The sequence below is a fragment of the Azospira sp. MPR-E4 genome (assembly GCF_058809645.1).
The window spans coordinates 1-23,964 of the sequence record NZ_JBXAST010000051.1 but is presented as its reverse complement, the minus strand read 5'-3'; the positions used below and the strand labels follow the sequence as shown (position 1 = coordinate 23,964).

22 protein-coding genes are annotated in these 23,964 nt (G+C 66.5%); 14 read left to right on the top strand and 8 right to left on the bottom strand.

The window, feature by feature from the left end:
• Window positions 1-72: 72 nt before the first annotated feature.
• The gene (apbC, locus tag AC1RTA_RS13275; RefSeq protein ID WP_492784960.1) at window positions 73-1,167 is read right to left on the bottom strand and encodes an iron-sulfur cluster carrier protein ApbC; all 1,095 of its coding nucleotides are present in this window, start codon (window positions 1,165-1,167) and stop codon (window positions 73-75) included.
• A gap of 190 nt (window positions 1,168-1,357) precedes the next feature.
• Between apbC and metG the strand changes: the two genes are divergently transcribed.
• From metG to AC1RTA_RS13240, 7 genes are all read left to right on the top strand, one after another.
• Entirely contained in the window at window positions 1,358-3,487 is a 2,130-nt protein-coding gene (gene metG, locus AC1RTA_RS13270) for a methionine--tRNA ligase (protein WP_492784959.1), read from the top strand.
• Between the two features lie 71 nt (window positions 3,488-3,558).
• Window positions 3,559-3,831, top strand: coding sequence for a hypothetical protein (locus AC1RTA_RS13265; RefSeq protein WP_014236350.1), 273 nt, complete (start codon window positions 3,559-3,561; stop codon window positions 3,829-3,831).
• Window positions 3,828-5,495 carry a SulP family inorganic anion transporter gene (locus tag AC1RTA_RS13260; RefSeq protein ID WP_492784958.1) on the top strand — a complete coding sequence of 556 codons (1,668 nt, stop codon included), beginning with the start codon at window positions 3,828-3,830 and terminating at the stop codon, window positions 5,493-5,495. Before AC1RTA_RS13265 ends, AC1RTA_RS13260 begins: the two co-directional genes overlap by 4 nt.
• Window positions 5,488-5,775, top strand: a complete 288-nt coding sequence (locus AC1RTA_RS13255) for an acylphosphatase (RefSeq protein WP_014236352.1) — start codon at window positions 5,488-5,490, stop codon at window positions 5,773-5,775. Before AC1RTA_RS13260 ends, AC1RTA_RS13255 begins: the two co-directional genes overlap by 8 nt.
• 12 nt (window positions 5,776-5,787) lie before the next feature.
• Entirely contained in the window at window positions 5,788-6,381 is a 594-nt protein-coding gene (locus tag AC1RTA_RS13250; RefSeq protein WP_014236353.1) for a hypothetical protein, read from the top strand.
• A gap of 120 nt (window positions 6,382-6,501) precedes the next feature.
• Window positions 6,502-7,101: a peroxiredoxin gene (locus AC1RTA_RS13245; RefSeq protein ID WP_014236354.1), complete on the top strand. Its 600-nt coding sequence runs from the start codon at window positions 6,502-6,504 to the stop codon at window positions 7,099-7,101.
• Between the two features lie 240 nt (window positions 7,102-7,341).
• The gene (locus AC1RTA_RS13240; protein ID WP_492784957.1) at window positions 7,342-9,306 is read left to right on the top strand and encodes a TonB-dependent copper receptor; all 1,965 of its coding nucleotides are present in this window, start codon (window positions 7,342-7,344) and stop codon (window positions 9,304-9,306) included.
• Window positions 9,307-9,359: 53 nt separating this feature from the next.
• Here the strand turns inward: AC1RTA_RS13240 and AC1RTA_RS13235 are convergent, their stop codons facing one another.
• The 4 genes from AC1RTA_RS13235 to AC1RTA_RS13220 are packed head-to-tail and all read right to left on the bottom strand — an operon-like array spanning window position 9,360 to window position 14,557.
• Window positions 9,360-9,845 (bottom strand): WbuC family cupin fold metalloprotein, encoded by a 486-nt coding sequence (locus AC1RTA_RS13235; RefSeq protein ID WP_492784956.1) that lies wholly within the window; start codon window positions 9,843-9,845, stop codon window positions 9,360-9,362.
• Between the two features lie 4 nt (window positions 9,846-9,849).
• Window positions 9,850-10,104 (bottom strand): hypothetical protein, encoded by a 255-nt coding sequence (locus AC1RTA_RS13230; protein WP_014236357.1) that lies wholly within the window; start codon window positions 10,102-10,104, stop codon window positions 9,850-9,852.
• 47 nt (window positions 10,105-10,151) lie between these two features.
• Window positions 10,152-13,607 (bottom strand): DNA polymerase III subunit alpha, encoded by a 3,456-nt coding sequence (gene dnaE / locus AC1RTA_RS13225; RefSeq protein WP_492784955.1) that lies wholly within the window; start codon window positions 13,605-13,607, stop codon window positions 10,152-10,154.
• A gap of 38 nt (window positions 13,608-13,645) precedes the next feature.
• On the bottom strand, window positions 13,646-14,557 hold the full coding sequence (locus AC1RTA_RS13220; RefSeq protein ID WP_130459364.1) for a LysR family transcriptional regulator: 912 nt from the start codon (window positions 14,555-14,557) through the stop codon (window positions 13,646-13,648).
• 120 nt (window positions 14,558-14,677) lie between these two features.
• Here AC1RTA_RS13220 and AC1RTA_RS13215 point away from each other — a divergent pair, with 120 nt between their 5' ends.
• The 3 genes from AC1RTA_RS13215 to AC1RTA_RS13205 all read left to right on the top strand — a co-directional run bounded on the left by AC1RTA_RS13215 (window position 14,678) and on the right by AC1RTA_RS13205 (window position 16,918).
• Entirely contained in the window at window positions 14,678-15,388 is a 711-nt protein-coding gene (locus AC1RTA_RS13215; RefSeq protein ID WP_152090477.1) for a pirin family protein, read from the top strand.
• A 71-nt stretch (window positions 15,389-15,459) separates the two neighbouring features.
• On the top strand, window positions 15,460-16,035 hold the full coding sequence (locus AC1RTA_RS13210; protein ID WP_130459362.1) for a flavodoxin family protein: 576 nt from the start codon (window positions 15,460-15,462) through the stop codon (window positions 16,033-16,035).
• 82 nt (window positions 16,036-16,117) lie between these two features.
• Complete coding sequence (locus AC1RTA_RS13205) at window positions 16,118-16,918, top strand: response regulator (protein ID WP_416243198.1); 801 nt, start codon at window positions 16,118-16,120, stop codon at window positions 16,916-16,918.
• 140 nt (window positions 16,919-17,058) lie between these two features.
• On the opposite strand, the gene AC1RTA_RS13200 is transcribed toward AC1RTA_RS13205, so the two are convergent.
• Together AC1RTA_RS13200 and AC1RTA_RS13195 are read right to left on the bottom strand one after the other, a co-directional pair.
• Entirely contained in the window at window positions 17,059-18,525 is a 1,467-nt protein-coding gene (locus tag AC1RTA_RS13200; protein WP_492784954.1) for a TRAP transporter large permease, read from the bottom strand.
• Window positions 18,526-18,527: 2 nt separating this feature from the next.
• Window positions 18,528-19,115: a TRAP transporter small permease subunit gene (locus AC1RTA_RS13195; RefSeq protein WP_014236364.1), complete on the bottom strand. Its 588-nt coding sequence runs from the start codon at window positions 19,113-19,115 to the stop codon at window positions 18,528-18,530.
• A gap of 320 nt (window positions 19,116-19,435) precedes the next feature.
• Here AC1RTA_RS13195 and AC1RTA_RS13190 point away from each other — a divergent pair, with 320 nt between their 5' ends.
• The 4 genes from AC1RTA_RS13190 to ribD all read left to right on the top strand — a co-directional run bounded on the left by AC1RTA_RS13190 (window position 19,436) and on the right by ribD (window position 23,062).
• Window positions 19,436-20,086: a histidine phosphatase family protein gene (locus AC1RTA_RS13190; protein WP_492784953.1), complete on the top strand. Its 651-nt coding sequence runs from the start codon at window positions 19,436-19,438 to the stop codon at window positions 20,084-20,086.
• Between the two features lie 111 nt (window positions 20,087-20,197).
• The gene (gene glyA, locus AC1RTA_RS13185) at window positions 20,198-21,448 is read left to right on the top strand and encodes a serine hydroxymethyltransferase (RefSeq protein WP_014236366.1); all 1,251 of its coding nucleotides are present in this window, start codon (window positions 20,198-20,200) and stop codon (window positions 21,446-21,448) included.
• Between the two features lie 21 nt (window positions 21,449-21,469).
• Entirely contained in the window at window positions 21,470-21,949 is a 480-nt protein-coding gene (nrdR, locus tag AC1RTA_RS13180; RefSeq protein ID WP_043797837.1) for a transcriptional regulator NrdR, read from the top strand.
• A gap of 15 nt (window positions 21,950-21,964) precedes the next feature.
• The gene (ribD, locus tag AC1RTA_RS13175) at window positions 21,965-23,062 is read left to right on the top strand and encodes a bifunctional diaminohydroxyphosphoribosylaminopyrimidine deaminase/5-amino-6-(5-phosphoribosylamino)uracil reductase RibD (protein WP_492784952.1); all 1,098 of its coding nucleotides are present in this window, start codon (window positions 21,965-21,967) and stop codon (window positions 23,060-23,062) included.
• A gap of 124 nt (window positions 23,063-23,186) precedes the next feature.
• Here the strand turns inward: ribD and AC1RTA_RS13170 are convergent, their stop codons facing one another.
• Window positions 23,187-23,936: a HesA/MoeB/ThiF family protein gene (locus AC1RTA_RS13170; protein WP_492784961.1), complete on the bottom strand. Its 750-nt coding sequence runs from the start codon at window positions 23,934-23,936 to the stop codon at window positions 23,187-23,189.
• Between the last annotated feature and the right edge of the window lie 28 nt (window positions 23,937-23,964).

Here is a 23,964-nt window from a genome sequence, read left to right as displayed (position 1 = left end):
GGCTGGGGGAAAAGTGCCACCGGATCAATGGGGTAGCGGGGGTGAAGGCTGGCCTTCGCCCCCGGTGCTGGCTCAGGTGTTCTGCACCACGATATTGGGGAACTTGCTGGTCAGGTCCTTGGCCTTGTCGGCGATTTTCACCGCCACCCGGCGGGCGATGCTCCGGTAGATCTCTGCCGGGCGGGAATCGGGAGCGCCGACCACGGTGGGTTTGCCGGTATCGGCCATTTCCCGGATGGCCAGCTCCAGGGGCAGGGCACCGAGGAATTCCACGTCGTAGTCCTTACACATCTTTTCGCCGCCGCCGTGGCCGAAGATGTGTTCTTCATGGCCGCAGTTGGAGCAGATGTGGATGGACATATTTTCAACGATGCCGATGATGGGGATGCCCACCTTCTCGAACATCTTCAGGCCCTTGCGGGCGTCGATGAGGGCGATGTCCTGGGGCGTGGTGACCACCACGGCGCCGGTCACCGGCACCTTCTGGGAGAGGGTCAGCTGGGTGTCGCCGGTGCCCGGCGGCATGTCGATCACCAGGTAATCCACGTCGCGCCAGTTGGTGTCCCGCAGCAGCTGTTCCAGGGCCTGGGTGACCATGGGGCCGCGCCAGACCATGGGGGTTTCCACGTCTTCCAGGAGGAAACCGATGGACATGGCCTGGATGCCGTGGGCCTCCAGGGGCTCTAGGCTCTGGCCGTCCTTGGATTCGGGCTGCTTGCCGGCCAGGCCCAGCATCTGGGGCTGGGAGGGGCCGTAGATGTCGGCGTCCAGCAGGCCGACTGTGGCGCCTTCCTGGGCCAGGGCCAGGGCCAGGTTCACGGCGGTGGTGCTCTTGCCGACGCCGCCCTTGCCGGAGGCCACGGCGATGATGTTCTTGACGCCCGGCAGCAGCTTCACGCCCCGCTGCACGGTGTGGGAGACGATTTTCACATAGACATTGGCGGAGACGTTGCCGGCGCCGGGCAGGGCCTTGATGGCGGCGATGACCCGGGCGCGGATGGCGTCGATCTGGGTCTTGGCCGGGTAGCCCAGCTCGATGTCCAGGGAGACGTCGTTGCCGTCCACCTTGATGTTGCGGGCGGCCTTGGAGGAAACGTAGTCCTTCTGGGTATTGGGGTCGATCAGGGACTGCAGGGCAGTGTGGACGTCGGCGACGCTGATGGTCATGGCAGGGAACTCCTGTGGGAAGCCTGATACTTGAGTGATTTTGTCGAGTATACCCCAAGGCAGGGGCCGGCCCAAAGCGCTCCTTGGCCGTCGGGCCGGCTTCTTTTCGTTCTTTTCCGGGGCCGGGCCGGGTCCTGGGCCCCGCGTTTGGTAAACTCCCGCCTTTGCTCCGACTTTTTCAGGCTCCCCCATGAAGCGCAAGATCCTCGTCACCTCCGCACTGCCCTACGCCAACGGCTCCATCCACCTGGGCCATCTGGTGGAGTACATCCAGACCGACATCTGGGTGCGCTTCCAGAAAATGCGGGGCCACGACTGCTGGTACGTCTGCGCCGACGACACCCACGGCACGCCCATCATGCTGCGGGCCCAAAACGAAGGCATCACCCCGGAAGCCCTGATCGAGCGGGTCTACGGCGAGCACACGCGGGACTTCGCCGGCTTCCTGGTGGGTTTCGACAACTACTATTCCACCAACACCCCGGAAACCCGCCGCTGCGCTGAAGACATCTACGGCAAGCTGAAGGCGGCCGGCCTTATCGAGGTGCGCTCCATCGAGCAGTTCTACGATCCGGTGAAAGAGATGTTCCTGCCGGACCGCTTCATCAAGGGCGAGTGCCCCAAGTGCGGCGCCAAGGACCAGTACGGCGACAACTGCGAGGTCTGCGGTGCCGCCTACACCCCCAACGACCTGAAGGACCCGTACTCCGCCGTCTCCGGCGCCAAGCCGGAAATGCGTTCGTCCGACCACTATTTCTTCAAGCTCTCCGATCCCCGCTGCCAGGACTTCCTGCGCCGCTGGACCCGGGAAGAGGGGCGCCTGCAACCCGAGGCCGCCAACAAGATGCAGGAGTGGTTGGGGGCCGAGGGCGAGAACCGGCTGACCGACTGGGACATCTCCCGGGACGCCCCCTATTTCGGTTTCGAGATTCCCGGCGCCCCCGGCAAGTACTTCTACGTCTGGCTCGACGCCCCCATCGGCTACATGGGCTCCTTCGCCAATCTGTGCGAGAAGCAGGGCCTGGATTTCAACGAATACTGGGCCAAGGATTCCCAGGCCGAGCTGTATCACTTCATCGGCAAGGACATCCTCTATTTCCACGCCCTGTTCTGGCCCGCCGAGCTGGAGCAGGCCGGCTTCCGTACGCCGACCAAGGTCTTCGCCCACGGCTTCCTCACCGTGGACGGGCAGAAGATGTCCAAGTCCCGCGGCACCTTCATCACCGCCGAAAGCTATCTCAAGCAGGGCCTCAATCCGGAATGGCTGCGCTACTACTTCGCCGCCAAGCTGACCAACACCCTGGAAGACATCGACCTGTCCCTGCCCGACTTCACCGCCCGGGTGAATTCCGACCTGGTGGGCAAGTACGTGAATATCGCCAGCCGCGCCGCCGGCTTCATCGCCAAGCGCTTCAACGGCCAGCTGGCCGTGGCCGACCAGTCCCTGGCCCCCTACGCCGCCATCCGGGAAGCGGCCCCGCGCATCGCCGAATACTACGAGAACCGGGAATTCGGCCGTGCCCTGCGGGAAATCATGGCCCTGGCCGATGGCGTTAACCAGTATGTGGACACGGTGAAGCCCTGGGAGCTGGCCAAGCAGGAAGGCCAGGACGCGGCCCTGCACGCCGCCTGCACCAATGCGCTGAACCTGTTCCGCCTGCTCACCGTGCTGCTGAAGCCGGTGCTGCCGGTGCTGGCCGACAAGGTGGCCGCCTTCCTCAACGTCGCCCCCTTCGCCTGGGACGACGTCAATGCCGTGCTGGCCGCCGGCCATGCCATCCAGCCCTACGAGCACCTCATGACCCGCATCGACCCCAAGCTGGTGGAAGCCCTGGTGGAGGCCAACAAGGCATCCCTGGCGCCCGCCGTTACAGCTGCCCCGGCCAAGGCTGCGGAGAAGGGCGCCGAGCATTCCCAGCAGCGCCACGCCGAAAAGCAGCAGAAGGAAGCCCAGGTGGCCCAGGCCGCCGCCGAGACCGGCCCCCACATTTCCATCGACGACTTCATGAAGGTGGACCTGCGCATCGCCAAGATCGTGGACGCCAGCCATGTGGAAGGCGCCGACAAGCTGATCCGCCTGCAGCTGGATATCGGCGAGGAGAAGCCACGCCAGGTCTTCGCCGGCATCAAGTCCGCCTATGATCCGGCCGCCCTGGTGGGCCGCCTGACGGTGATGGTGGCCAATCTGGCGCCGCGCAAGATGAAGTTCGGCATGTCCGAAGGCATGGTGCTGGCGGCCTCCGATCCGGAAGGCAAGACCGGCGGCCTGTACATCCTTTCCCCCGATGCCGGCGCCCAGCCCGGGATGCGGGTGAAATAACCAAGGGGTCTAAGTTTGCTAAAAATTCAGCCTGTAAGTTCTGTGTCAGGCCCGGGCCCTAGGCTGACGCCATGATCCTGCCCCAAGGTAAAAGGCGCTTTTCCCTGACCCTGCCCATCGTCGGCTTCGCCCTCCTGGACGTGGCCGGCATGGTGGCGTTCGCCGTCGGTCTGGCCTACCTGACGGGCAAGGAACCCCTGTTTTTCCGCAACTTCCCGTCCTCCATGGGCGAGGCCATCCTCAGCACCCTCGCCGGTTTGGGTCTCATGCTCTGGGCCGCCGCCCAGATCCTGCGCGAGACCCTGAAACAGGTTCCCCCACAAGACAGCACAGCACAACAATGAGCGCTTTCCGACCGAAGCTCCTGGACTGCCTGCCTGACTACGACCGGGCCCAGTTCGGGCGCGACGTGTCGGCCGGCCTCACTGTCGGCGTCCTGGCCCTGCCCCTGGCCATGGCCTTCGCCATCGCCTCTGGCGTCGATCCGGCGGCCGGTATCTGGACCGCCATCGTCGCCGGTTTCATCATCGCCGCCCTGGGCGGCTCCCGGGTGCAGATCGGTGGCCCCACCGGTGCCTTCATCGTCATCGTCTACGGCATCGTCGCCCAATACGGCCTGGCCAACCTGCTCATCGCCACCATGCTGGCCGGGCTGATCCTCATCGGCATGGGCCTGGCCCGCCTCGGCGCCCTGATCCGCTTCATCCCGGTGACGGTGGTGATCGGCTTCACCAACGGTATCGCCGTGCTCATCTTCATCAGCCAGATCAAGGAATTCCTCGGCCTGGACATGGAGGCCCTGCCGGCCGAGTTCTTCGCCAAGATGAAGGTGCTGGCGGCCAACCTGCCCAACACCGATCTGCCCACCCTGGCCCTGGCTTCCGCCTCCCTGGTGCTGCTGGTGCTGTGGAACAAGAAGGTGGCCGGCAAGCTGCCCCTACTAGGCAAGTTGCCCGGCCCCCTGGCGGTGCTGATCGCCGGCACGGTGGCCCAGTCCCTACTCGAATTCCCGGTGGAGACCATCGGCAGCCGCTTTGGCGGCATTCCCCAGTCCCTGCCGGCCTTCGCCTTTCCCGAGCTGACCTTGTCCACCCTGCGCAACCTCATTTCCCCGGCCATCACCATTGCCCTGCTGGGGGCCATCGAGTCCCTGCTCTCCGCCCGGGTGGCCGACAGCCAGATCGACGACCGCCACGATCCCAACCAGGAACTGCTGGCCCAGGGCGTCGCCAATGTGGTGGCTCCCCTGGTGGGCGGTTTTGCCGCCACCGGCGCCATCGCCCGCACCAGCACCAATGTGCGGGCCGGCGGCCGTACTCCGGTGGCCGGCATGGTACACGCCCTGACCCTGCTGGCGGTGGTGCTGGTGGCGGCCCCCCTGGCCAGCGACGTGCCCCTGGCCACCCTCTCCGCCATCCTCATGGTGGTGGCCTGGAACATGGGCGAGTGGCACGAGTTCAAGGAACTGCCCCGTTACTCCATGAACTACCGGGCCATCCTCCTTTCCACCTTCTTCATCACCGTGGTCTTCGACCTGACCCTGGCGGTGGAGATCGGCATGGTGCTGGCTTCCCTCTTCTTCATCTACCGCATGTCCGAGCTGACCAAGGTGGCGCCCCTGAGCCTGCCCGATTGGGCGGCGGGCCAGCCGGTGGCGGCCTACAGCCTCTACGGCTCCCTTTTCTTCGGCGCCGTGGGCAAGCTGCAGACCCTGCTGGATCAGCATGCCCAGGGTACCCAGGTGCTGATCCTGGACCTGCACCAGGTGATCAACCTGGACACCACCGGCCTGGACACCCTGGAGGCCCTGCAGCGCATGCTGGCCAAGCGGGGCGGCTGCCTTATCCTGGCCGGGCTCAATGCCCAGCCCGGTTCCCTGGTGTCCCGCTCCGGCTTTGCCGACGACGTGGGGACGGACAACCTGGTGGCCAGCCTGGCCGAGGCCTGGCAGCGGGCCGCCATCCTGCTGCCCCGGGATGAGGCAGGAGGCTCCCCGTCCCATGCCTGAACGGGCGGTGCGGCTGCGGGTGCGCGGTCTGGTGCAGGGTGTCGGCTTCCGCTGGTCCCTCTGCCGCGAGGCCCAAGGCCTGGGGCTGAGGGGCTGGGTGCGCAACCGCAGCGACGGTTCGGTGGAGGCCCTGGCCTGGGGCGAAGCCGAGGCGGTGGCCGGGCTGCTGGCCTGGGCCGCCCAGGGACCGCCGGCCGCCCGGGTGAGTGGGGTGGAGATCCTGGAAGCCGCGCCGGAAGCCGATCCGACAGAAGGTTTTGAACAGCGCCCCAGCCTCTGACACAATGCCGTCATGGATAATCTCCTGCGCGGCGCCGCCCCCCTCGAACTCTATGTCTGGCTAGAGCCGGAGGAGTCCTTGCCGGGATGGGATTTCCAGAGCGGCGGCCCCCATGCCGAGCCGCGCACCGTCTTTCCCTCCGGCATCAATCCCCAGCTGGTGCACAACTACTTCGCCGAATACAACCTGGAGTTTTTTCGCCAGCGCAGTTTCGAGCGTTATCCCTCCCGCCTGCACGCCCAGTTCCTCTTTGCCACCCGCACCGACGCGGAGAACTACCGCAACAAGCATCCCGGCCGGGTCTTCGGCAAGTTGCTGACCCGGGTCACCACCCGGGGCGCCTATACCTGCTCCTACCACGACGCCAACTGGATCGATTACCTGCACCTGCCCCACAACCTGGACCTGGATACCCTGGGCGAGATTTCCCGGGCCTACTGGGCGGGCACCCTGGTGGAAGAGGCCGGACTGACCTTCATGGACCAGCCCTGGCGGGAGCCGCCGGTGATCGAGGCGGTATTCCAGGGCAGCCTGGTGCCCGAACCCCTGCCGGCCCGGGCTATCGGTCTGTTGCCGGGCTTCGAGCCTTACCTGGCGCGAAATTGACAGCGTCCTGACCCTCGGTTAGATTCGAAAAGCGCTGGCATGGGCGCCAACCATGGCGTCTGGCCTGGGGCTCAGACCCCGATCCCGATTCCCCCATCCCCGTCATTCAGGAGAAAAACAATGGCCGTTCTCGTCGGTAAACAAGCCCCCGATTTCAAAGCCCTGGCCGTCCTCGGCAACAACGAAATCAAGGAAGTGACCTTTTCCGAGCACATCAAGGGCAAGTACGCCGTCCTCTTTTTCTACCCCCTGGACTTCACCTTCGTCTGCCCCTCCGAACTGATCGCCTTCGACCATCGCCTGGCCGAATTCAAGCAGCGCGGCGTCGAAGTGGTGGGCTGCTCCATCGACTCCCAGTTCACCCACCTGGCCTGGAAGAACACTCCCGTCGAGAAGGGCGGCATCGGCCAGGTCGGCTATCCCCTGGTGGCCGACATCAAGCATGAAATCTGTCAGGCCTACGACGTGGAAGCTGCACCCGGCGTCGCTTTCCGCGGCTCCTTCCTGATCGACAAGGCCGGCGTGGTGCGCCACCAGGTGGTGAACGACCTGCCCCTGGGCCGCAATATCGACGAGATGCTGCGCATGGTGGATGCCCTGCAATTTACCGAAGAGCATGGCGAAGTCTGTCCCGCCGGCTGGAACAAGGGCAAGAAGGGCATGACCGCCAGCCCCGAGGGCGTCGCCAAGTACCTCGCCGAGAACGCCGAGGCTCTCTGAGTCCTGCGTCCGCCCTCCGGGGCGTCGCCCGAAAAGCCACCGGCAACGGTGGCTTTTTTTATGCTGCAGGGCGTGCAGATGGCCTGGCACTACTTCGGTGCGACACCGTGTCACATTCCCGCCTGGCGCCGCTACCGCCAGAATCCCACCCCTGAAAAGCAGTCAATAACATCTCAGGGGAGCATCATGCAGTTCATGCCTAGCCGGCTCAGTCTGGCCATTTGCCTCGCATTTCCACTGGTGGCCGTTGCTGAAGACGGCACCACCCTCGACACCGTGGTCGTCACCGCCCCGCGCATGGAGGAGCCGCTCAAGGTCGTCACCGACCCCAAAGCCCCACGCCAGCCGCTGCCGGCCCACGATGGTGCCGACTTCCTCAAGACCATCCCGGGCTTTTCCGTCATCCGCAAGGGCGGCACCGACGGTGACCCGGTGCTGCGGGGCTTTTCCGGCTCCCGCCTGGGCATCCTCCTGGACGGCCAGGAAATTTACGGTGGCTGCGGCGGCCGCATGGACCCGCCGACGGCCTATGTCTATCCTGAATCCTACGACCGCGTGACGGTGCTCAAGGGCCCCCAAAGCGTGCTCTACGGCGCTGGCCAGTCGGCCGGGGTGGTGCTGTTCGAGAAGGATATCAAGCGCTTCCGCGAAGCCGGCTGGAAGGCCAATGGCAGCCTCACCTTCGGCAGCTTCGGCCGCAACGACCAGATGGCCGACATCCGGGCCGGCAACGGCAACTTCTACGTCCAGGCCGGGGCGACCCGGGCCGATTCGGACGACTACAAGGATGGCAACGGCGACACCGTGCACTCCCGCTACACCCGCTGGAGCAACAATGCAGCCATCGGCCTGACGCCGGACGACAACACCCGCATGGAACTGTCCCTGGCCCGCAGCGACGGCGAGGCGGCCTACGCCGACCGCTCCATGGACGGCTCCAAGTTCGCCCGGGAGAACGTGGCCCTGAAGTTCGAGAAGCGTAAGCTTTCCGCCCTGGTGGACAAGGTTGAGGCCCTGGCCTACTACAACTACGTGGACCACGTGATGGACAACTACAGTCTGCGCACCAAGCCGCCGACGGCCAAGTACATGGTCAGCAATCCAGACCGCAAGACCCTGGGCAGCCGCTTCTCCGTCACCCTGGTTCCCGGCGACGCCACCAAGGTCACCATCGGCGTGGACCAGAAGGAAGATACCCACCGTTTCCGTTCTGGCGACTCGCCGGTAAGTGCCTCCGCTGCTGAAACGGCTTATCAGTCCTCGGCCTGGGCCGAGGACATGATCTTCAAGCAGCATGGCCTGTTCAGCGAAGCCACCCACCTGCTGGCCGAGGATCGCCGTGTCATCGGCGGCCTGCGTGTGGACTGGCATGAGGTGCAGGACAAGCGCGCCACCAGCATCACCCGGGGTAAGACCGACAAGGAGACCCTGGGCAGCGGCTTCCTGCGTTACGAGAACGACTTTGCCAAGGGTGCCGGCACCTGGTACGCCGGCCTGGGCCATGCCGGCCGGACCGCCGATTTCTGGGAGCGGGGCAAGGGCAATCCCCTGGCGCCGGCCACCAGCGTCTTCCTCGACGTCAAGCCGGAAAAGACCACCCAACTGGACGTGGGCGCCAACTATCGCAACGGTCCCTGGAGCGGTGCGGTCTCCGGCTTCTACAGCAAGGTGCAGGACTACCTGCTGATCCGCTGGGTCGGCACGGCGGTGACGCGCAATGTGGATGCCACCATCTACGGCGGCGAAGCCGACCTGGCCTACCAGTTCAATTCCGCCTGGAAGGGCTACGGCACCCTGGCCTACGTGCGCGGCAGCAACGATACGGACGACAAGCCCCTGGCCCAGCAGCCGCCTCTGGAGCTGCGGGTCGGCCTGTCCTATGACGACAAGACCTATTCCTTCGGTGCCCTGGCCCGGCTCGTTTCGGCCCAGGACCGTTACGACGTGGGCTCCGGCAACATCGTCTTCAACGGCAAGGACCTGGGGCGTAGCAGCGGCTTCGGTATCTTCTCCCTCAACGCCGGCTATCGTCCCAACAAGAAGGCCCTGCTGAGTGCCGGCGTGGACAACCTGTTCGACAAGGTCTATGCCGAGCATCTGTCCAAGGGCGGCTCCGACATTGCCGGCTACCTTGGTGCGTCGACGCTACGCATCAACGAGCCCGGGCGCACCTTCTGGCTGAAGGCCCAGATCGCCCTCGACTGAGTTCCTGTACCACCTCTCGAAAGTTCAGGCCCGCTCCCCAGCGGGCCTTTTTTTTAGCTTGCCGGGGCGGCGAAGAGGCGGGCCAGGGTGGCCTGGTAGGCTGCCGCTTCTACCTGGCCTTCCGCCGGGGCCCAGGGGGCCAGTTCGTCGCCGGTGAGGGGCAGGTAGGGGCCGGACTTTGCTTCGAGGAAGACTGTGCCCGGGCACAGGGCCAGGACGGAGTGCCAGGTGCCGTGGGGGATGTCCACGCCCAGGGTGTGGCTGCCCGGGGCCAGCACGGCAGTGCCGGCGATGTTGCCCTGCCCGTCGAAGGTCACCAGGCCCAGGCGGCCGCTGAGGACCACCATGGTTTCATCCTTGTTGGGGTCCAGGTGGCGGTGGGGCGGCACGTAGGAGCCCGGTTCCAGGGCGTTGAGCAGGCGGTGGCCCGGGTAGTCGTCCCGGGGATGGAAGTTGCGGTTCTTGCGCAGCCGGGGCGAGGACTTGGCTTCGGCTGTCACCTCCGCCAGCAGGGCGCCGTCGATGAGGCGGACGGACATGGACCTACTTCAGGTTGCGGGCGGAAAGCAGGACCACCTGGCCGCCGAAGAAATTGACGGTGATGCCCTGCTGTTCGCTGCCCCAGGCGCAGGAACGCACCCCCAGGGTTTCGTCGCAGTGGCTGGGCTCGCCGATGATGGCCGTCACTTCCTCGTACTTCTGGCCCATTTTCAGCTTGCCGTAGTTTTCCAGGGTGACCTTGGAACAGGCGGCCAGGGCCAGTGCCAGGGCAACGGCGAGAAGGGGTTTGCAGTTCATGGCGGGCTCCTCAGGAGTGGGGGAAGCATGGCCCGGCCGGGCCGGGGTTAGTTGTACTGCAGCTCGACGCCGGCGGGGCTGAGCCAGTCCTGCAGGGTTTGCAGCAGGTCGTCGTCCGGTCGCACCCGGGTGCCTTCGCCCAGGATCAGCTCGCACTGGGCTTCGCCGTTGCGGTAGGCGATGCGTACCGGGCAGCCGCCTTCCATGCGGAAGGGGGTGAGCAGCTCCTGCAGCTTGCGCGCATCGGCCTGGCCGTTCATCGACAGGCGCAGCTGGCGGGCGAAGCGGGTGCGGGCTTCGGGCAGGGTGTAGAGATTCTCGGCAACGATGCGCAGGCCGTCGCGGAAGTCATCCTTGCTCACCTTGCCTTCGATGATCAGGGGTTCGTCCACCTTCAGCTTGTTGCGGTGGGCGTCGAAGACCTCGCTGTAGACCGTCACCTCCAGCGACGGGCAGGAGCCGTCGTCCAGGATGATGATGCCCATGCGGCCCCGGCTGGTCATCTTCACCCGCAGGTCCATGACCACGCCGGCCAGGGTCTGGGGCTCCCGTGCCGGAGCCAGGGCGCTCAGGGGGCGGCCGGCGAAGCGCTTGGCTTCGCAGCGGATGCTGTCGAAAGGATGGCCGGAATAGAAGAAGCCGAGGGCGGTCTTTTCTTCCAGCAGGCGCTGCTTGTCGCTCCAGGGGCGGACGCTGACGTACTGGGGCGCTTCGGCCACGGCGTCGTCGCCGCTGCCGAACATCTCGAAGAGGCCGCCCTGGTGGGCGTTTCGCTCGGCCTGGTCGGCCGCTTCCATGGCGATGCTGACGGAGGCGATGAGCTGGGCCCGGTCCCGGCTCGGGTCCAGGGTGTCGAAGGCGCCGGCGCGGATCAGGGCTTCGATGGTACGGCGGTTCACCAGGCGCTTGTCCACCCGCAGGCAGAAGTCGAAGAGGTCCTTGAAGGGGCCGCCTTCGGCGCGGGCGGCGAGGATGCACTCCACCGCCTGCTGGCCGGTGCCCTTCACCGCTCCCAGGCCGTAGCGGATGGTCTTGCCGTCCACCGGCACGAAGCGGTAGTCGGAGTGGTTCACGTCCGGCGGCAGCACCTTGATGCCGTTTTTCACCGTGTCTTCGTAGAAGATTTTCACGGTGTCCGTGTTGTCCATGTCCGAGGACATGGTGGCCGCCATGAAGGCCGAGCAGTGGTGGGCCTTGAGCCAGGCGGTGTGGTAGGTGACCATGGCGTAGGCGGCGGTGTGGGACTTGTTGAAGCCGTACTCCGCGAACTTGGTCATGAGGTCGAACAGCTGTTCGGCCAGGGCCGGGTCGTAGCCCTTCTTCTTCGCCCCTTCGGCAATGGTCTCCCGGTGCTTGGCCATTTCCTCGGCCTTTTTCTTGCCCATGGCCCGGCGCAGCATGTCGGCGCCGCCCAGGGTGTAGCCGCCGATGATCTGGGAGATCTGCATCACCTGTTCCTGGTACACGATCACCCCGTAGGTGGGGTCCAGGCAGCCCTTCAGGTCTGGGTGGAAATAGTCGATCTTCTGCTGGCCCTTTTTGCGCAGGATGAAGTCGTCCACCATGCCCGAGCCCAGGGGGCCGGGACGGTACAGGGCCAGCACGGCGATGATGTCTTCGAAGCGGTCGGGGGCCAGCTTCTTCAGCAGCTTCTTCATGCCCTCCGATTCCACCTGGAAGATCGCCGTGGTGTTGGCGTCCTTGAGAATCTGGTAGGCGGCGGGGTCGGTGAAGGGCAGGGAGAGCAGGTCCAGCTTTTCGCCGGTGAGTCGTTCCACGTACTCCACGGCCAGCTCGATAATGGTCAGGTTGCGCAGGCCGAGGAAGTCGAACTTCACCAGGCCGACCTTTTCCACGTCGTCCTTGTCGTACTGGCTGACCACCGAGTCGGAGCCGGGCTGGGCGTAGAGGGGACAGAAGTCGGTGAGCTTGCCCGGGGCGATCAGCACGCCGCCGGCGTGCATGCCCACGTTGCGGGTCAAGTCCTCCAGCTTCATGGCCAGCTCGAACAGCTCGGCCACTTCCTCTTCCTCCTCCATCTTCTCCTTCAGCTGGGGCTCCATTTCCAGGGCCTGGGCCAGGGACACCGGCTTGTTGGCTTCCACCGGGATCAGCTTGGAGAGGGAGTCGCAGAAGTTGTAGGGCAGGTCCAGCACCCGGCCCACGTCCCGAATCACCGCCTTGGAGGACATGGTGCCGAAGGTGGCGATCTGGGACACCGCATCGACGCCGTACTTGTGGCGCACGTACTCGATCACGCGCCAGCGGTTGTCCTGGCAGAAGTCGATGTCGAAGTCGGGCATGGAGACCCGCTCGGGGTTGAGGAAGCGCTCGAACAGCAGGGCGTACTGCAGCGGGTCCAGGTCGGTGATGCCCAGGCTGTAGGCCACCAGGGAGCCGGCGCCGGAACCCCGGCCCGGGCCCACGGGCACGCCGTTGTGCTTCCCCCAGTTGATGAAGTCGGCCACGATCAGGAAGTAGCCGGGGAAGCCCATCTGCACGATGGTCTTGGTCTCGATTTCCAGGCGCTCGTCGTACTCCGGGCGCCGCCGCTGCCGCTCCTCCGGGTCCGGGAACAGCAGTTCCAGGCGCTTTTCCAGGCCGGCCTTGGCCTCGTTGATGAGGTGCTGGTCCAGGGAGATGCCGTCGGGGGTGGGGAACTGGGGCAGGAAGTTCTTGCCCAGGGTCAGGGTCAGGTTGCAGCGCTTGGCGATTTCCAGCGTGTTTTCCAGGGCCTCGGGCAGGTCGGCGAAAAGCTCCGCCATTTCCGCCTGGGTCTTGAAATACTGCTGTTCGGTGAAGGTCTTGGGGCGGCGCCGGTCGCCCAGGACGTAGCCCTCGGCGATGCAGACCCGGGCCTCGTGGGCCTTGAAGTCGTCGGCGTCGAGGAACTGGATCGGGTGGGTGGCCACCAGGGGCAGTTCCAGGTCGGCGCCGAGGTCGGCGGTGGCCGACACCAGCTGCTCCTGCTGGGGATGGCCGGCCCGCTGCACTTCCAGGTAGAAGGCCTGGGGGAACTGGGCACTCCAGGCCCTGGCCCGGGCCGCCGCCAGGTCCCGGTTGCCGGCCAGGAGGGCGTCGCCCACGTCGCCGTCCTTGGCGCCGGAGAGGGCGATGAGGCCGTCGCAGCCCACTTCGTCGAACCAGGCCCGCTTGATCTCGGCCCGGTCCCGCCGGCCTTCGGCCAGGTAGGCCCGGGACAGCAGTTCGCACAGCTGCAGGTAGCCCCGGTGGCTGCGCACCAGCAGCAGCAGGCGGAAGGGGCGGTCGGTCTCGGTTTCGTTGGCGATCCACACGTCGGCGCCGGCGACGGGCTTGACGCCCTTGCCGCGGCAGGCGTTGTAGAACTTCACCAGGCCGAAGGCGTTGGCCAGGTCGGTGAGGGCCATGGCCGGCTGGCCGTCGGCGATGGCGCGGGCCACGGCGTCGTCGAGGCGGACGATGCCGTCGGTGATGGAGTATTCGCTGTGGAGGCGGAGATGGACGAAGCGGGGATCGGTCATCCGGGAATTTTACCCCAGCCGGGGGCCGGCTTCCCCCTTTACGCCAGACCCTCGGTCAGGGCCTGGCACAGCTCCCGGTCCTCCAGGGCCGCCAGGAACCAGGCCAGGGCACGGCCCTCGTGGGAGGGGCGCCAGGCAATGTGGAGCGGGGTGCTGCCCTTGGGTTCGGCCAGGGTCCTGGTGACCAGGCGGCCTGCCGCCACTTCCCGCGCCACCAGCCAGGGCGGCAGGTGGCCGACGCCAAGACCGGCGGCCTGGGCCGCCGCCTTGCTCTGCATGTCCGGCACCCGCAGGGCGTCCTGGCCTTCCAGCAGGCCGCTGGTGCGGGCGGCCAGTTCCCGGGAGGTGTCGGCCAGCACCACGGCCCGGTACCGGGCCAGTTCGTGGGCCGGAATGGGCTCGGGCACCGTGCTCAGGGGATGACCGGGGGCCATGGTGAATACCAGTTCCATGGTGCCCAGGGGCCGGGTGGCGATGCCGCCCCGGGCCGGCATGTCGCCGGGGGCGCCGATCACCAGGTCGGCCCGGCCCGTGGTCAGGGCGTCCCAGCAGCCCCCCAGGACTTCGTAGGAGAGGCGCAGGCGGGTGCCGTGGCCTTCGTCGTAGAAGCGCTGCAGCAGGGGGTAGAGGCGCTCGCCGGGGATGACCGAGTCCACCGCGATGGACAGCTCCGTTTCCCAGCCGGTGGCCACCCGCTTCACCCGGGACTCCAGCTCCAGGGCGGCGCGCAGCAGATGGCGGCCGTCCTCCAGCAGGGTGCGGCCGGCGGCGGTGAGGATGGCGCGGCGGCCGCTCTTCTCGAACAGTTCCACCCCCAGCTCCCCTTCCAGCTTCTGCATGGCGTGGGAGAGGGCCGAGGGCACCCGGTGCAGGCGGCTGGCGGCGGCAGCGTAGGAGCCCTGGGTGTCGATGGCATCAAGGATCTGCAGGGCGTCGAGGGAGATGCGCATAGGTGAAGGAAATTGAATGAATCGGTGAGTTCATTTCGCTGGAATCACTCTAATCCATTGCTTAGTATGGCTTCAACCCATGAATGCAAATGAACAATACTTCTTGCCAAGGAGCCCGACATGATCCAGCTACGTCCGTCCGACGCCCGGGGCCAGGCCGATCACGGCTGGCTCCAGGCCAAACACAGCTTTTCCTTCGCCGACTACTACGATCCCCGGGAAATGGGCTGGGGCGCGCTGCGGGTGATCAACGAGGACCGGGTGGCGCCGGGCACCGGCTTTCCCATGCACGGCCACCGGGACATGGAGATCGTCACCTACATCCTCTCCGGCGCCCTGGAGCACAAGGACAGCCTGGGCAACGGCGGCATCATCCGCCGCGGCGAGGTGCAGCGCATGAGCGCCGGCAAGGGCGTGCTGCACAGCGAGTTCAACCCTTCCGCCGATGAGGAAACCCATCTGCTGCAGATCTGGATCGAGCCGGCCCTCAAGGGCGGCAGGGCCAGCTACGACCAGCACCGGCTGTTTACGCCGGACAACGCCAGCCAGTGGGTGCTGGTGGCTTCGCCGGACGGCCGCGACGGCAGCGCCGTGATCCAGCAGGACGCCCTGCTGCTGGCGGCCCACCTGGGGCCGGCCGAGGCGGTGCGCCACGCCCTGGCGCCCGGCCGCCTGGCCTACGTCCATGTCATCCGCGGCCAGGTCAGCCTCAACGGCGTGGCCCTGGCCGCCGGCGACGGCGCCAAGATTGCCGACGAATCCGAGCTGGCCTTCCAGGGCGGCGCCGAGCCGGGGGAGTTCCTTCTCTTCGACCTGCCGCCCGCGGCCTGAGCGTTGCCTGCCGTTGGTCCTGATTTCCCATTCCCTACTTCCCAACCCCCGACAGACTGAAGGAGCGTTTCATGGCAAAGATCGCCATCGTGTATCACAGCGGCTACGGCCACACCGCCAAGCAGGCCGCCGCCGTCGCCGCCGGCGTCAATGAGGTGGCCGGCGCCAGCGCCCAGCTGGTGGCCCTGGACGACATCGCCGCCGTGCCCTGGGCCGACCTGGATGGGGCCGATGGCATCATCTTCGGCGCCCCCACCTACATGGGCGGCCCCTCCGCCAAGTTCAAGGAATTCGCCGACGCTTCCTCCAAGGCCTGGTTCACCCGGGCCTGGCAGGACAAGGTGGCCGGCGGCTTCACCAACTCCGCCTCCCTCAACGGCGACAAGCAGGGCACCCTGGGCGCCCTCGCCACCCTGGCCCTGCAGCACGGCATGATCTGGGTCAGCCTGGGGCTGCTGCCGGCCAACAGCTCCAAGGCCCAGCGCAACGACGTGAACCGCATGGGTGCTTCCTACGGTGCCATGGCCCAGTCCGACTCCGACGTCGGCCCCGACGTGGCGCCCCCTGCCGGCGACCTGGAAACGGCCCGCCTCTACGGCGCCCGGGTGGCCGCCACCACCCTGCGTTTCGTCCGCGGCAAGCAGTAAGTCGCCTCCGCTCCACTCCGGCCCCGGCTTCGCGCCGGGGTTTTTGCTATAGTGGCCGGCACAATAGAAGGAGGGGAGCCCCATGCACATGATTTCTTCCGTCGCCGACCTCTCGGTCGTGCTGGTGGAACCGTCCCACACCCAGGCCCATATCGTCGGCCAGTTCCTGCGCAACCTGGGCGTCGCCAACATGCAGATCGCCGCCAGCGGCGCCGATGCCCTGGCCCTGCTGCGCCGGTCCAAGCCTTCCGTGGTCATCAGCGCCATGTATCTGCCGGACATGACCGGCACCGAGCTGGTCTACGCCATGCGCGCCGACGATGACCTGGAAATGCTGCCCTTCGTGCTCATTTCCAGCGAAACCCGGCCCAAGGTGCTGGACCCCATCCGCCAGTCCGGCGCCTGCAGCATCCTGCCCAAGCCCTTCAGCGAAAAGCAGCTGCTCACCGCCCTGCGCGCGGTGATCGACTACCTGGAGCCGGAAGGCCAGCTGGAAGTGCCGGTGGACCTGGAAAGCCTGAAGGTACTGATCGTGGACGACAGCCCGGTGTCCCGCAAATTCCTGCGCCACATCCTGGAGAACCTGGGCATCGAGAACTTCCTCGAAGCCAGCAACGGCAAGGAGGCGGTGTCCGTGCTCGGCGAAACCATGGTGGATCTGGTTCTGACCGATTACAACATGCCGGAAATGGACGGCAAGGCCCTGGTGGAGTACATCCGCCAGCAGAGCTGGCAGGCCACCGTGCCGGTGCTGATGGTCACCAGCGAATCCAATATGAGCCGCCTGGCCGCGGTGGAGCAGGCCGGCGTTTCCGCCATCTGCGACAAGCCCTTCGACCCCAAGACGGTCAAGGGTCTGATCGAGCGGGCCATGTGGGGCTGAGCCGGGATTTTTCGGCTTGAAGCAAAAAGGGAGCTGCGGCTCCCTTTTTTATTGCCGCTCGTTCGGTGGCGCGGCCGGCGGCGGGCGAAAAAAAGCCCGCCGGGGTTGCCGGCGGGCACAAGCTAGGGATGAACCTGGGCTCAGTTGCTGTTCTGCTGCAGCTGCTTGAGCAGTTCGTTCTGACCCTCTTCGCCGGAGCCTCCGCCTTCTCCCTCCTGCTGCTGCATCAGGGAGTTGAGGTCCATGGCTTCGGATTCCTGCTGGGTCGGGGCCCGGTGGGCCGGATCGCCGTAGCTGACGATGCCCGGGAAGATGATGATGAGGGCCACCATGATGATCTGGATGCACACGAACGGCACGGCGCCCCAGTAGATATCGGTGGTCTTGATCGAGGCCGGGGCCACGGAGCGCAGGTAGAACAGGGCGAAGCCGAAGGGCGGGTGCATGAAGGAGGTCTGCATGTTCACCCCCAGCAGCACGCCGAACCAGATCAGGTCGATGCCCAGCTTTTCCGCCACCGGTCCCAGCAGGGGCACGATGATGAAGGACAGTTCGAAGAAGTCCAGGAAGAAGGCCAGGACGAAGACCAGGATGTTCACCACGATGAGGAAGCCCAGCTGGCCGCCCGGCAGGGAGGTCAGCAGGTGTTCCACCCACAGGTCGCCGTTCACCGCCCGGAAGACCAGGCCGAACACCGTGGAACCCACCAGGATGAAGACCACGAAGGAGGACAGCTTGGCGGTGGTGTCCATGGCCTGCTTGAGCAGGGAGACGGACAACCGCTTGCGCATCAGGGCCAGGATCAGGGCGCCGCTGGCACCCATGGCGCCGCCCTCGGTGGGGGTGGCGATGCCCAGGAAGATGGTGCCCAGCACCAGGAAGATCAGCACCAGGGGCGGCACCAGGGAGGTCAGCACCCGCATCAGCAGCTTGGCGCCGCGCAGGGAGCGGGCTTCCAGGGGCAGGGCCGGGGCGGCATTGGGCTTGATGATGGTGAGGATGGCGACGTAGCCGACGTAGAGGCCGGTCAGGATCAGGCCGGGGACCATGGCGCCTTCGTACATGTCGCCCACGGACTTGCCCAGCTGGTCGGCCATGATGATCAGCACCAGGGACGGCGGGATGATCTGGGCCAGGGTGCCGGAGGCGGCGATGACGCCGGAGGCCAGGCGCTTGTCGTAGCCGTAGCGCAGCATGATGGGCAGGGAGATCAGGCCCATGGAGATCACCGAAGCCGCCACCACGCCGGTGGTGGCCGCCAGCAGGGCGCCGACGAAGATCACCGCGTAGGCCAGGCCGCCGCGCATGGGGCCGAAGAGCTGGCCGATGGTGTCGAGCAGATCCTCCGCCATGCCCGAGCGTTCAAGTACCAGGCCCATGAAGGTGAAGAAGGGAATGGCCAGCAGGGTGTCGTTGGCCATGATGCCGAAGACCCGTTCCGGCAGGGCCTGGAACAGGGCCGGGTGGAGCAGACCCAGTTCCATGCCGATGAAGCCGAAGACCATGCCGTTGGCGGCCAGGGCGAAGGCCACCGGGTAGCCGAAGAGGAGGAACAGGACGAGGGCGCCGAACATTACCGGCGCCATGTTGTTGATCAGGAATTCCATGGTTATGCCTCGCCTTTCTTGGCCTTGATTGCGGCCGCCAGTTCTTCTTCGGCGGAGGGGCCTTTGTGCTTTTCAGCGGGGTTGGCGATCAGGCCGCGGAGGAAGGCGATGCGCTTGATCAGTTCGGAGAGGCCCTGCAGCACCAGCAGCAGGAAGCCGACGGGAATCATCAGGCGGGCCGGCCAGCGGATCAGGCCGCCCGGGTTGGAGGACATTTCACCGGAATCCCAGGCATTCATGAAAATGGGCCAGGACAGGTACATGATCAGGACGGCCATGGGCATCAGGAACAGCAGGGTGCCGATGATGTCGATCCAGGCCTGGCCGCGGGGGGAGAACTTGCCCGCCACCACGTCGATGCGCACGTGCTCGTTGCGCAGCAGGGTGTAGCCGGCGCTGAAGAGGAAGATCACGGCGAAGAGGTACCACTGGATTTCCAGCAGACCGTTGGAACTGTAATTGATGGTGTAGCGCATCACGGCGTTGCCGGCGCTGAGAATGGTCATGAGCAGCACCAGCCAGATCACGGCTTTGCCGACGCGCTCGTTGAGGGCGTCGATCCCGCGGGAGACGCTGAGCAGAAAGGTCACGGTTGGTTCCTCCAGAGATGTCGAAAATGCCGGGCTTCTTGGGCCCATCGCTTGTATTTCGGCTTGTGGCCAGGGCAGGCGTGCAGCGCGTCTGCCCGAGTCTTGCGGGAGGTGTCCTGGCCTCGTTGGTGGCGGCCGGGCGCCCAATCCCACAAATTGCGCGGCGATTGTGGCACAGGGGCCGGGGCCGGGCCATTGGTGGAAACCCTAGCCGGAAGCGGCTTTCCGGCCGGTGACGCTGGCATTTTGACGCCCTGTTTCCCTTCTGCCGCCGGGTCTGCTAAAACCCTGGTTTTTGCCCTGTGTTGCCGGAGCCGTCGATGGTCAAAGCCCCCACCCGCATCTGCGTCATTCGCCACGGCGAGACTTTCTGGAATGCCGACCGGCGCATCCAGGGCCATCTCGACATCGGCCTCAATCCCACCGGGCTGCGCCAGGCCCGGGCCGCGGCGCGGCGCCTGGCGGCCGAGGCCGGCACGGTGACGGCGGTGTACAGCAGCGACCTGGCCCGGGCCAGGGTCACGGCGGAGGCCGTCGCCGCCCATCTGGGGCGTCCCGTGTGCCTGCGGCCGGCCCTGCGGGAGCGCAGCTACGGCATTTTCGAGGGGCTCACCTACGACGAGGCGCGGCAGCAGCATCCGGGCGCCTATGCGGCCTTCGAGGCGCGCCAGCCGGAACTGCCTATTCCCCAGGGGGAGAGTCTGGAGGACTTCTCCGCCCGGGTCAGCCGTTGCTTGGAGGCCCTGGCGGCGGAACACCGGGGCGAAACGGTGGTGCTGGTGTGTCACGGCGGGGTGCTGGACGTCATCAACCGCCACGTGCGGGGACGCCCCCTGGCGGCGCCCCGGGATTTCACCATCCCCAATGCCGGCATCACCTGGCTGGAAAGGGACGGGGCCGGCTGGCGCATCGTCCAGTGGAGCTGCACCCGGCACCTGGAAGACGGCGCCCTGGACGAGCTGCCGGGCTGACTCTGCCGGGCGGTGCCCCAAATTGGGGCAGGGTTTTCCCCGGGAGGGGTGGCGGCGGGGGTTGGCATGATACAATTTCCGCCTTTTTCAACGGCTTGAGAGGCAGCACCGATGTTCTCCGCAAACGACACCCTGGCGAAAGTGGACCCCGAACTCTGGAAGGCGATCGAAGATGAAAATCGTCGCCAAGAAGAGCACATCGAACTGATCGCCTCCGAAAACTACGTCTCCAACGCGGTCATGGAAGCCCAAGGCTCCCAGCTGACCAACAAGTACGCCGAAGGCTACCCCGGCAAGCGCTACTACGGCGGCTGCGAATACGTGGACGTGGCCGAGCAGCTGGCCATCGAGCGCCTGAAGAAGCTGTTCGGCGCCGAAGCTGCCAACGTGCAGCCCAACTCCGGTTCCCAGGCCAACCAGGCCGTGCTGATGGCCTTCGCCAAGCCCGGCGACACCATCATGGGCATGAGCCTGGCCGAAGGCGGCCACCTCACCCACGGCATGGCTCTCAACATGTCCGGCAAGTGGTTCAATGTCGTCTCCTACGGTCTCAACGAGAAGGAAGAGATCGACTACGACAAGATGGAAGCCCTGGCCCGCGAGCACAAGCCGAAGATCATCGTCGCCGGCGCCTCCGCCTACGCCCTGCGCATCGACTTCGAGCGCTTCGCCAAGATCGCCAAGGAAGTCGGCGCCATCTTCTGGGTGGACATGGCCCACTATGCCGGCCTCATCGCCGCCGGCTACTACCCCAACCCGGTGCCCTTCGCCGACGTGGTCACCTCCACCACCCACAAGACCCTGCGCGGCCCCCGCGGCGGCGTCATCCTGATGAAGGCCGAGCACGAGAAGGCCCTCAACTCCGCCATCTTCCCCGGCCTCCAGGGCGGCCCCCTGATGCATGTCATCGCCGCCAAGGCCGTGGCTTTCAAGGAAGCTGCGTCCCCCGAGTTCAAGAAGTACCAGGAGCAGGTGATCAACAACGCCCGCGTCATGGCCAAGGTCCTGGGCGAGGAGCGCGGCCTGCGCATCGTTTCCGGCCGTACCGAGTCCCACGTCTTCCTGATCGACCTGCGCGCCAAGAAGATCACCGGCAAGGAAGCCGAAGCCGCCCTGGGCAAGGCTCACATCACCGTGAACAAGAACGGCATTCCCAACGACCCGGAAAAGCCCTTCGTCACCTCCGGCATCCGTATCGGTTCCCCGGCCATGACCAGCCGCGGTTTCACCGAGATCGAAGCCGAGCAGATCGCCCATCTGGTGGCCGACGTGCTCGACGCGCCGAACGACGAAGCCAAGCTGGCCGAAGTGCGCGCCAAGGTGGCCGCCCTCTGTGCCAAGTTCCCGGTCTACGGCAAGTAAGACGGCCAGGGCGGCGCAGCGATGAAATGCCCCTTCTGCGGAGCGATGGACACCACGGTGGTGGACACCCGCATCAACGAAGACGGCGACATCGTGCGCCGCCGCCGCCGCTGTCTCAACTGCGACAAGCGTTTCACCACCTATGAGCGGGCGGAAATCCGCCTGCCCCAGGTGGTCAAGAAAAACGGCTCCCGGGTGGACTACAACCGGGACAAGCTCTCCGCCAGCCTGTGGCTGGCCCTGCGCAAGCGGCCCGTGACCACCGAGGCGGTGGACGGCGCCATTACCCGCATCGAAGAAAAACTGCTGGCCCTGGGCGAGCGGGAAATCCCCTCCGAAAAGGTGGGCGAGATGGTGATGCGGGAACTGAAGAAGCTGGACAAGATCGCCTACGTCCGCTTTGCCTCGGTCTATCGCAACTTCGAGGACGTGGACGAGTTCTCCCACGCCGTGCGCGAAGTGACCCCGGGCAAGCCTGTGCGTCGCCCCCGCGACGAGTAATTCTCCCCTCATCTCATGCCCGCCGCCCCCGGCACCGCTGCCGACCACGCCCACATGGCCCGGGCCCTGGCCCTGGCCGAGCAGGGACTGTACTCCACCTCCCCCAATCCCCGGGTCGGCTGCGTCCTGGTCAAGGACGGTGTCGTCGTCGGCGAAGGCTGGCATGTGCGGGCCGGCGAGCCCCATGCCGAAGTCCATGCCCTGCGCGCCGCCGGCGAAGCCGCCCGGGGCGTCACCGCCTACGTCACTTTGGAACCCTGCAGCCACCACGGCCGCACCCCGCCCTGCGCCGAGGCTCTGGTAGCCGCCGGCGTCGCCCGGGTGGTGGCGGCCATGGAAGACCCCAATCCCCTGGTGGCCGGCCGCGGCCTGGCCATCCTGCGTCAGGCCGGTATCGAAGTCTGGGCCGGTGTGCTGGCCAATGAGGCCCGGGAACTCAACATCGGTTTCGTCTCCCGCATGACCCGGGGACGCCCCTGGGTGCGTCTGAAAGCCGCATCCAGCCTGGACGGCAGGACGGCCCTGGCCAACGGCCAGAGCCAGTGGATCACCGGGGCCGAGGCGCGCCAGGACGGCCATCGCTGGCGGGCCCGGGCCTGTGCCATCCTCAGCGGCAGCGGCACCGTGCTGGCCGACGATCCCCTGCTCAATGTGCGGGGCGTCGACACGGAGCGCCAGCCCCGCCCGGTGGTGGTGGACAGCCGCCTGCAAACCCCGCCCACGGCCCGTCTGCTGGACGGCCGCCCGGTCCTCATCGCCACCGCCAACCCGGACCCGGCCAAGGCCGCGGCCCTGGCGGCCCAAGGTGCCGAAGTGCTGCTGCTGCCCGACGCCGCTGGCCGGGTGGATCTGGCTGCCCTGCTCTTGGAGCTGGGGCGGCGGGGCATCAATGAACTGCACGTGGAAGGCGGTGCCGGCCTCAACGGCGCCCTGCTGGCCGCCGGGCTGGTGGACGAACTGCTGCTCTACCTGGCACCGACCCTGCTGGGCAACCCGGCCCTGGGTCTCTTCGGCCTGCCCGAGCTGACCTCCCTGGAGCAGCAGCAACGCCTGCGGTGGCACGACCTGCGCCAGGTGGGCGGCGACCTGCGCATCCTGGCCCGCCTGGCCTGAGCCGGCGGCGGATATTCCCCAAATACAGCGTCACTGAAAGGCAATAGGGACGCCATTCTTCGCCTATGCACGGCGGAAAGTGGCGTCCCTATTGCCTTTCAGGCCTGGTGCTTTCAGCCGCCCTTCATCGGCTCCCGCATACCGGGCAGCCCGGGTCCTTCTGCAGGCGCACCGTGCGCCATTCCATGGTCAGGGCGTCGAGCAGCAGCAGCCGCCCGCCCAGGGTCTGGCCGCAGCCGGCCAGCAGCTTGAGGGCCTCGGCCGCCTGCAGGGTGCCGATGATGCCGGTGAGGGGGGCGAAGACGCCCATGGTGGCGCAGCGCACCTCCTCCACGTCCTCGCCTTCGGGAAAGAGGCAGTGGTAGCAGGGCGCCCCGGGCTGGCGCGTGTCGAAGACGCTGATCTGGCCGTCGAAGCGCACCGCGGCGCCGGAGACCAGGGGCTTGCCCAGCTTGACGCAGGCCCGGTTCACCGCGTGGCGGGTGGCGAAGTTGTCGCAGCAGTCCAGCACCACGTCGGCCTTGGCCACTTCCGCCTCCAGGTCCGCCCCTTCCAGGCGGCGGGCGATCACTTCCACCCGGGTTTCCGGATTGAGGCGCTGCAGGGCGTCCCGCCCGGATTCGGCCTTGGGCCGGCCGACGGAGGCTTCCGTGTGCAGGATCTGGCGCTGCAGATTGGTCAGGTCCACCGTGTCGCCGTCGGCCAGGGCCAGGGTGCTGACGCCGGCAGCAGCCAGGTACAGCGCCGCCGGCGAGCCCAGGCCGCCGGCGCCGATGACCAGGGCCCGGGCGGCGAGAAAGCTTTCCTGGCCCTCGATGCCGATGGGGTCGAGGAGGATGTGGCGGCTGTAGCGGAGCAGTTGCTGGTCGTTCATGGCGAGGGGCTGGGCGGGGGGCGAAAGG